Origin of the sequence: Georgenia sp. Z1491 (assembly GCF_049856175.1) — a bacterium.
In the GTDB taxonomy this organism is placed as follows: domain Bacteria; phylum Actinomycetota; class Actinomycetes; order Actinomycetales; family Actinomycetaceae; genus JB111.
Genome location: NZ_JBNDNA010000029.1, coordinates 1 through 7,982 on the forward strand (window position 1 = coordinate 1; position 7,982 = coordinate 7,982).

Consider the following 7,982-nt stretch of genomic DNA (forward strand, 5'->3'; position numbering starts at 1 on the left):
AGAGTCCCTAATGTCGGGTCTCACGCCGTAAAGCGAGCTGTAGCAATGACGCTTAGACCACTACGCGACGGAGATACACGTATGGCTCATTCACCGCCCGACTCTTCGACAGAAGCACACACGGAGCGTGACGAACACGATGTTGAGGAGCTTGAGGCGGCGGTACCGCTGGGCGACCTGATCGTCCGCGGAGTGTTCGTGCTGCTCGGGGTCCTGGTCGCGCGCCGGGGCTTCGAGCTCGGCCTGTCGACCGAGAACGGATCGCTCGGCGCTGGAATGTTGCCCGCTGTCGTCGGCTCGACCATGGTGGTGCTTGCTGCTGCGCTCCTGCTCGGCGCGGTCGCCAAGCGGATGCGAGCTACGACGACAGAATCGAGTGACTCCGCCGTTGATCAGCCGATGGCTCCTCGGGACGACGGTCGGCGGGAGATCGCAGAGACGCTTCCGATGACGGACGAGGCCCCGGAAGCGGATGCGGTGTGGAAGCGCTGGATCAATGTGGCAGGACTGGTCGCACTGGCCGCAGCGATTCCGCTGATCGGGTTGGCTCCGGCCGTAGGCGCCTACGTGCTGTTCGTATCGCTCCTCATCGAACGGTGGAAGATCGTCTACAGCGCGTTGTTCGCGGTGATCGTCGGTGGCGCCGTGTGGTTCCTGTTCCAGGAGCTGCTGGCGGTACCGGTCCCCACCGGGACCTTGTGGTGATCGGCGATGACTGAGATTCTTCTTGGCTTCGAGACTGCATTCACAGCGACGAACCTTCTCTACTGCCTCATCGGCGTTACGCTCGGCACCGTCATTGGTATGCTCCCCGGCCTCGGCTCCGCTTCGGGAGTCGGTCTGCTCCTTCCGCTGACCTTCGGCCTCGAGCCGGTGACAGCGATCATCATGCTGGCCGGGATCTATTACGGCGCCCAGTACGGCGGGACGATCTCATCGGTCCTGATCGGAGCACCGGGCGAGGCCGCCACGGCCGTCACGGTTCTCGAGGGACACCAGATGGCCCGACGCGGACGAGCCGGCCAGGCCCTGGCGATCGCGGCCATCGCCTCGTTCGTCGCCGGCGTGCTGAGCCTTGTCGTGGTCATGTTCGTCTCACCGTTGCTCGCCAACGTCGCACTGCAGTTCGGCCCCCCCGAGATGGTGGCAGTCATCCTGCTGGCGTTGGTCGCCACCGTCGGGTTCACCGCTGGAGGGCGAACCAAGGGTCTGCTCTGCCTCGGTCTGGGTCTGGTCGTCGCGACCGTGGGCATCGACCCCGTGCTGGGGACAGAACGATTCACGTTCGGCCGCATCGAGCTGCTTGGCGGCCTGGGGTTCATCGAGGTCGTGATCGGGGTGTTCGCGATCGCGGAGATTCTCCGTAACGTGTCCGCCCGCCACTCCCCGCAGGTCGCTCGCCCGAGCTGGGGCGAGATGATGCTGTCCAAGAACGACCTCAAGGTCAGCACGGCCCCCATCGTGCGAGGATCCGGCATCGGCACCGTCATGGGAGTTGTACCCGGCGCCGGCTCGACCCTCGCGTCGTTCGCGAGCTACGGCGTCGAGCGAACCGTCGCGAAGGGGAAGGGCTTCGGGAAGGGAGCCATCCAGGGTGTGGCCGGTCCGGAAGCGGCGAACAACGCCGGCGCCAACGGATCGTTCATCCCCACGCTATCGCTCGGGATCCCCGGCTCGGCGACGACGGCAGTCCTGCTCGGCGCGCTCACGCTTCATGGAATCCAGCCCGGACCACTTCTCATCGAGCAGCAGCCTGTCCTCGTGTGGGGCGTGCTCGCCTCGTTCCTCATCGGTAACGCGATCCTGCTCATTCTGAACCTGCCGCTCGCACCGCTGTTCGCCTCGGTTCTCACGGTGCCTTACAAGCGCCTGTATCCCGTAATCCTGGCGGTCTGCATCATCGGCGCGTATGCAGTCGAGAACTCCATGACCGGCGTGTGGGTCGCCGTGGCGTTCGGCATTGTCGGCTACTTCCTTCAGAAGTACGACTACCCCCTACTGCCGTTGATCCTCGGCCTGATCCTTGGACCGATGCTTGAGCAGGGGCTCGCACAGTCGGTGCAGATGGGTGGGGGCTCCTACGCCATCTTCGCGGACCGTCCGCTCGCGCTCGTGTTCCTCGCTCTCACTGCGCTCGCCCTCGTCCTGCCGCCCGTGGTGCGCGGGATCCGGTCCCGGCGCACCAGGTCCGCAGACAAGCTCGTGAGCAGGTAGGGCCCGTGCGCTGAGGACCACCGAGATCACGTTGAACGACCGCAGAACACATATCTCTGACGACGAAGACATTCACACGATTGGCGAGGAAGACTGTAATGACACGGAACTTGCGGGGAATCACCATGCCGGCCTCGATCGGCGCCCTTGCGCTGGTGCTGGCAGCCTGCTCCGGGGGAGACGCCGATAGCGGTGAGACCTCGGACGGGGAGTGGTCACCTGAGCAGGACGTCAGTTTCATCGTGCCGGCCAATGCCGGCGGCGGTCAGGACATCTTCGCTCGGTCGATGGCCGACTCCTTCTCGCAGACCGACGACGACGTCACCGTCGTGGTGGAGAACAGACCCGGTGGATCGAGCGCGACAGGTTCGTCCTACGTGCAGCAGCAGGAGGGCGATCCTCACTTCCTCCTGACCGCCACGATCTCGACGTTGTCCCTGCCTATCACCACGGACGTCAGCTACACCTGGGAGAGTTTCACGCCGATCGCCATGGTCGGGACGGATGTCTCGATCGCGGTGGTTCGAGCAGACTCGGGGTGGGACTCCCTCGAAGGGGTGATCGACGACTCGAGCGAGGTCCGCGCTGGTGTTGCAGGGCAGGACGGGCCGGACTCCGTGACCCTGGACGTGCTCATCGGTGAGACGGGCTCCGAGTTCGACCGCGTCGTCTTCCAGTCGGGAGCCGAGATCGTGACCGCGATCCTGGCGGGAAACATCGAGATGGCGGTCGTCAATCCCAACGAGGTTGCCGGCCAGCTGGAGAGCGGGGACCTCGTTGCGGTGGCGGTGTTCGCCGACGAGCGGTACCCGGAGGACAGCGCGCTGGGCGACATCCCCACGGCGGTGGAGCAGGGGTACGACGTCTCGGTGAGCCAGCTGCGCGGCGTCCTCGCCCCGGCCGGCATCACCGAGGAGCAGCGCGCCTACTGGGAGGACATGGTCGAGGCGTACACGGAGTCCGAGGCCTACGACTCCTACATCGAGTCGTCGCTGCTCCAGCCGGAGTTCCTCACGGGCGATGAGTTCGAGAGCTACCTCGGCGAGCAGGTCGAGCTCCTGGAGGGCGTCCTCGCCGAATGAGTCATCGATCGAGCATGTCACTAGGTATCTAAGGAGAGTTCATGGTTGAGATCGTTGCCGCCCGAAGCTGGATCCTGCGCATCCCCCTTCCCGGTGACCACGTCGTCGGTGACGAGAACAACTGCAATGTCGCTGGTGTCACCCTCGAGACCGCCGACGGTCACATCGGACGCGGTTTCGGCTTCACCGTGGAGTGGGACGGCAGCGAGGCCATCCGCAGCATCATCGACATGGTGCTCCTTCCGGCCGTGATCGGCCGGAGCAGCCACGACGTCGCGGACATCTGGAACACGAGCATGCTCAGGATCGACCGTGTCCGGCGTGGCCTCGCGTCGATCGCGATCGGCGCGGTCGACATGGCCCTGTGGGACCTGGCCGCTGTCGAACGTGGCATTTCGCTGGCCGACCACGTCGGCAAGGTGCGCGCCTCTGTCCCCGCCTACTCGAGCGGGCAGTTCGCACCGACACTCCCGATGGAGAAGGTCATCGAGAATGTCCACAAGCAGATGGAGATGGGACTGACGGCGGTCAAGCTCCGCGTGGGGATGGACCCGGAGAAGGACCTCAGCCGCGTCTCCGCGCTGCGGTCCGAGTTCGGCGACGCGTTGCGCATCATGTGCGACGCCAATCAGCGCCTCGTCCTGCCCGAGGCGATCTGGCTCGGTCGGCGTCTCGCTGACCTCGGCGTGTACTGGTTCGAGGAGCCCATGCCCGCCCGGGACGTCGATGGCCACGTTGCCCTCGCCAAGGCCATCGACGTGCCGATCGCCGTCGGCGAGCACCTCCAGAGCGCCGGCGAGTTCAAGGAGTACGCCCGGCGCGGCGCTGCCCACCTCCTCCAGCCCGACGTCGGACAGCTCGCCGGCCCGACGGAGTTCTTCCAGATCTCGGAGATGGCTCGGTCCGAGGGCGTCGCGCTCGCGCCCCACTTCCTGCCCGAGATCCACATCCACCTCATGGCGGCCTACCCCAATGCCGCCTACCTCGAGCAGTTCCCGTGGGTCGACAAGTGGCTCGTCAGCCCGCTGCAGTTCGAGAACGGCCACGCGCTCATTCCCGACACCGTCGGCCATGGCTTCGAGCTGGTGCCCGACGCGATCGAGCAGTTCCTCGTCGCAGGGCGGTGGGACTGATGACCGCAGGTCTGGTCCTCGTCGGTCAGGACCAGTTCCGACGTTCGCTCGTCGAGGACGCCCTTGAGGAGGCGGGCCTCGAGCGGGCGATGCTCGGTGAGCCCGGTGAGGCGGCCGATCAGCTGCTTGAGCGTGCGGTCGCGCTTATCGTCCCACCCGAGCGCCTGCTGTCGGTGGACGAGCTGGAGCGTGCGCGCGAGCTGCGCGCCGTGGTCAGCCCCGTGATCGGCACAGACCACCTGCCGCTCAAGGCCCTGGCACACCGCGGTATCGCGGTGGCCCACGGGGCGGCGCCTGAGAACTATGTCGGGATGGCCGAGGCCGCTGTGGCGCTGACGCTGTCGATCGTTCACCGCATCAAGGCCAAGGAGGCGAACCTTCTTGCCGGTGCGGAACGTCTGATCGACGTCGGTGGACTCCTCGGCACCCGGACCGTCGGTCTCGTGGGGCTCGGCCGAATCGGACGTGCCGTCGCCGAGCGGCTTGCCGCGTTCGGCTGCCGGCTCGTGGGCTCGGACCCGCAGGTGGGCGAGCTGTCCGGCGTCGAGGTGGTGCCGCTCGAGCAGCTGTTGCGCGAGTCCGACGTCGTGTGCGTCCAGGTACCGCTGACGAACAGCACCCGGGCGCTGCTCGACTCGGCGGCGTTCGAGGTGATCAAGTCCGGTGCATTCCTGGTCAACGTCGGGCGCGGCGGGGTGGTGGACGAGATCGCGCTCGCCGAGGCTCTCGATCGTGGACAGGTGGCCGGCGCGGCCGTCGACGTCTGGTCCGAAGAGCCGCCCCCGCCTGACCACCCATTGCTTCGCCGGCCCGACGTCATCGCGACCCCGCACAACGCGGGGCACAGCAACGAGGCCTACGACGGGCTCGCCCTGCTCGCGGTGGACCAGGTGAAGCGCCTGCTCGACGGCCGGGACGCGGTCTATCCCGTCGAGTTGCCCTCGTAAAGCCCACGACTCGGTTCATGCCTCGACGAAAGGCTGTGGTACGTGATGACGATCGGAGACACGACGGAGGAGCTTGCTGTCGTTGAGAAGAGCGGCCACGCGATCGCGTTCCACGACGTGTCCGACGGGTCGCTGCTGGGCCGCGTCGAACTCGGCGCGTACCCGCACGAGATGGTGATCGACGCCGGCCGGAAATACGCGTACGTCGCTCACTACGGCGTCCGGATGTCGGGCGACGCCGGAGCGGGTGGGACGCGCGTGTTCGTCGTCGACCTAGCGGCGAGGAGGCTCGAGCGAACCATCGAGCTGAGCCCGTTCAATCGACTTCACGGAATCGCGATCGACGATCACGACCGCCTCTATGTCCTCAGCGAGGAGAAGGCGATTCTGCTGCGGATCGACGACCCCGCGACGGCCGGGGCACCCTCCGGCGCTGTGGCGACGGGCGGGATCAAGACCCACATGGTGGTGATCAACCGCGCGGGAACCCGGGCCTACGTCACGGGACTGCTCTCGGGGACAGTGAGCGCTGTCGACCCGCACGACGCCTCCGCGCCGCCTCTCGTCGCGGCGCCGGGGCCGCTCCCGGAGAGCTGCGCCCTGAGCAGGGACGAGAAGCAGCTCTATGTGGGGGTTCGCGGCGCCAAGTCGCTGGTCCGGCTCGACGCCGAGACTATGCGGGAGGAGAAGCGGGTGGCCGTGAAGGGAGACCCGCTGCGGGTCTACGTCGTGCCTGGCGACCGCGCGCTCCTGACGACCGACATCGAGAATCGCACTGTCACGCGTTACGACACCGATCTTCGAGAGGTTGACGCCCTGCAGTTCGACGCCATCCCGGCGGGCATCTCGTTCCATCGATCAGAGCCGATCGCCTTCGTGACACTGCTCGACAGGAACCAGGTCGCGATTGTCGACCTCGAGACACTCGCAACCCTGCGGACCATCGCTACAGGCTCGGAGCCGGACGTCACCGCGCTGATCTGACCACCACTGAACGACCGCCCCCTCCCAGCACCAGCCCACCCACAACCGTCGCGACGGCGCGGCGTACCAGGAGGTAGACACATGACGATTCAGTACACGGTCCGTGCCCGAAATCGCAGGCGGACCATTACGCTCGCTGCCGCGAGCACGACCGCACTTCTCCTCGCCGCCTGCACCGGCTCGGACGGAGACGACGACGCGGGCGGGACGGGCGAACAGATCACGCTGCGGTATGCCTTCTACGCCCCACAGGCCTCGTTCCCCGGGGTCCAGATGGACGAGTGGGCGTCCCTGCTCGAAGAGCGGACCGACGGTGCGGTGACGGTCGAGACGTTCGCCGGCGGCACGCTCCTGGCAACAGGCGATATCTACGATGGCATCAACGAGGGCGTCGTCGACGTCGGGCTCGACAGCCCGCACAACGACGCCAGCCGCTTTCCGTTTAGTTCCGTGATGAACCTCCCGCTGGGGATCCCGAACTCTCAGGTAGCCAGCGCCGTGTTCCTCGACCTGATCGAGGAGTTCGATCCCTCCGAGTTCGACGGGTTTCACGTGGTGACCGCGTTCACAACTGAACCGGCCTACGTCCTCACCACGACCGAGGTGACGGGGTCGGACGACGTCGCCGGGCTGGAACTACGTGCGCCTGGTCCGTTCGTCCGCATGGCCGAGGAACTGGGGATCACCCCTGTCAGCCTGCCTGCGCCGGAGCTGGCCCAGGGCCTCCAGACGAACCTGCTCCAGGGATCGCTGTCCTCTCGCGACGTCCTGCAGGACCTCGGTCTGGGGGAGTTCCTCAACTACATGGTCGACTACCCGCTCGGCATCGGCGGCACGTTTGTTGCCCTCATGGACGAGGAACACTACGAGGGGCTCCCCGAGGACGTCCGGACCGAGATCGACACCCTCGTCGAGGAGATGTCGGTGTTCGCCAGCGAGTACCACGACGACGTCAACGTGGCGCAGTCGGTCGAGTGGACCGAGACTGAGCACAGTTTCCAGATCACGGAGCTGAGCGAGGTCGACCGCGCGGAATGGGACCAGATCATGAGCGAGCTCGCTGACGAGTGGGTGGAGGCCAACAGCGGCGCCGACTTCGACTCGCAGGAGGTCCTCGATCGGACTCGTGAGCTGATCGAGGAGCACTCGGGGGGCGAGGGCTGACGTAGGACGGTGGAGCCTCGCGCTCGTCAGCCGGCAGTGCAGATCGCGGTGATCTCGGCCGTAATGGTGATCGGGGGAGGACGGATCTCGAGGGCAGGCCGGCCCCGACGCGCGGGCTCACCTCGTCGGGGCCGGGTCCGGTCTCGTCGGCGGTCCCGCCCAGGCGCAGTCCCGCGAACCTCGGGTGCCAGCGGTAGATCGCCTCGTAGTGGACGGACTCGCGCACGCGGGCGGCGTAGCGCACGGAGTTGACGGCCACGCCGTCGTAGACCCAGCACGACGCGTCGCGGGTGAACAGGTGGTTGGGTAGCGGCCCGAGGATGAGTGCCTCTGTCGCGCGTCAAGATTCTTGGCAGGGCTGTTGAGTCAGTCCTGAAGGAGAATCAGAACCATGGGAAGACCCCCTTCGATTCCGGTCGAGAAGAAGACTCGGATCGTGTTGAGCGTGCTCGCTGGTG

Annotated in this window: 9 protein-coding genes; 7 read left to right on the forward strand and 2 right to left on the reverse strand. The window is 66.5% G+C overall.

Going from position 1 to position 7,982, the window contains the following annotated elements:
- The first annotated feature begins 81 nt into the window (after positions 1 to 81).
- The 5 genes from ACPYO4_RS16095 to ACPYO4_RS16115 all read left to right on the forward strand — a co-directional run bounded on the left by ACPYO4_RS16095 (position 82) and on the right by ACPYO4_RS16115 (position 5,376).
- Positions 82 to 705 carry a tripartite tricarboxylate transporter TctB family protein gene (locus ACPYO4_RS16095; protein ID WP_425710267.1) on the forward strand — a complete coding sequence of 208 codons (624 nt, stop codon included), beginning with the start codon at positions 82 to 84 and terminating at the stop codon, positions 703 to 705.
- 6 nt (positions 706 to 711) lie between these two features.
- Complete coding sequence (locus ACPYO4_RS16100) at positions 712 to 2,214, forward strand: tripartite tricarboxylate transporter permease (protein WP_425710268.1); 1,503 nt, start codon at positions 712 to 714, stop codon at positions 2,212 to 2,214.
- 98 nt (positions 2,215 to 2,312) lie between these two features.
- Entirely contained in the window at positions 2,313 to 3,296 is a 984-nt protein-coding gene (locus tag ACPYO4_RS16105) for a Bug family tripartite tricarboxylate transporter substrate binding protein (protein ID WP_425710269.1), read from the forward strand.
- Between the two features lie 41 nt (positions 3,297 to 3,337).
- Complete coding sequence (locus ACPYO4_RS16110) at positions 3,338 to 4,429, forward strand: mandelate racemase/muconate lactonizing enzyme family protein (protein WP_425710270.1); 1,092 nt, start codon at positions 3,338 to 3,340, stop codon at positions 4,427 to 4,429.
- Between the two features lie 89 nt (positions 4,430 to 4,518).
- Positions 4,519 to 5,376, forward strand: coding sequence for an NAD(P)-dependent oxidoreductase (locus ACPYO4_RS16115; protein WP_425710271.1), 858 nt, complete (start codon positions 4,519 to 4,521; stop codon positions 5,374 to 5,376).
- Between the two features lie 15 nt (positions 5,377 to 5,391).
- Here ACPYO4_RS16115 and ACPYO4_RS16120 read toward each other — a convergent pair whose 3' ends face one another.
- Positions 5,392 to 5,589: a hypothetical protein gene (locus ACPYO4_RS16120; RefSeq protein ID WP_425710272.1), complete on the reverse strand. Its 198-nt coding sequence runs from the start codon at positions 5,587 to 5,589 to the stop codon at positions 5,392 to 5,394.
- 249 nt (positions 5,590 to 5,838) lie between these two features.
- On the opposite strand from ACPYO4_RS16120, the gene ACPYO4_RS16125 reads away from it, so the two are divergent.
- Positions 5,839 to 6,360, forward strand: a complete 522-nt coding sequence (locus ACPYO4_RS16125) for a YncE family protein (RefSeq protein ID WP_425710273.1) — start codon at positions 5,839 to 5,841, stop codon at positions 6,358 to 6,360.
- 81 nt (positions 6,361 to 6,441) lie between these two features.
- Positions 6,442 to 7,524: a TRAP transporter substrate-binding protein DctP gene (dctP, locus tag ACPYO4_RS16130; RefSeq protein WP_425710274.1), complete on the forward strand. Its 1,083-nt coding sequence runs from the start codon at positions 6,442 to 6,444 to the stop codon at positions 7,522 to 7,524.
- Here dctP and ACPYO4_RS16135 read toward each other — a convergent pair.
- Complete coding sequence (locus tag ACPYO4_RS16135) at positions 7,406 to 7,846, reverse strand: arginine deiminase family protein (RefSeq protein WP_425710207.1); 441 nt, start codon at positions 7,844 to 7,846, stop codon at positions 7,406 to 7,408. The genes dctP and ACPYO4_RS16135 overlap by 119 nt on opposite strands.
- Positions 7,847 to 7,982: the final 136 nt, after the last annotated feature.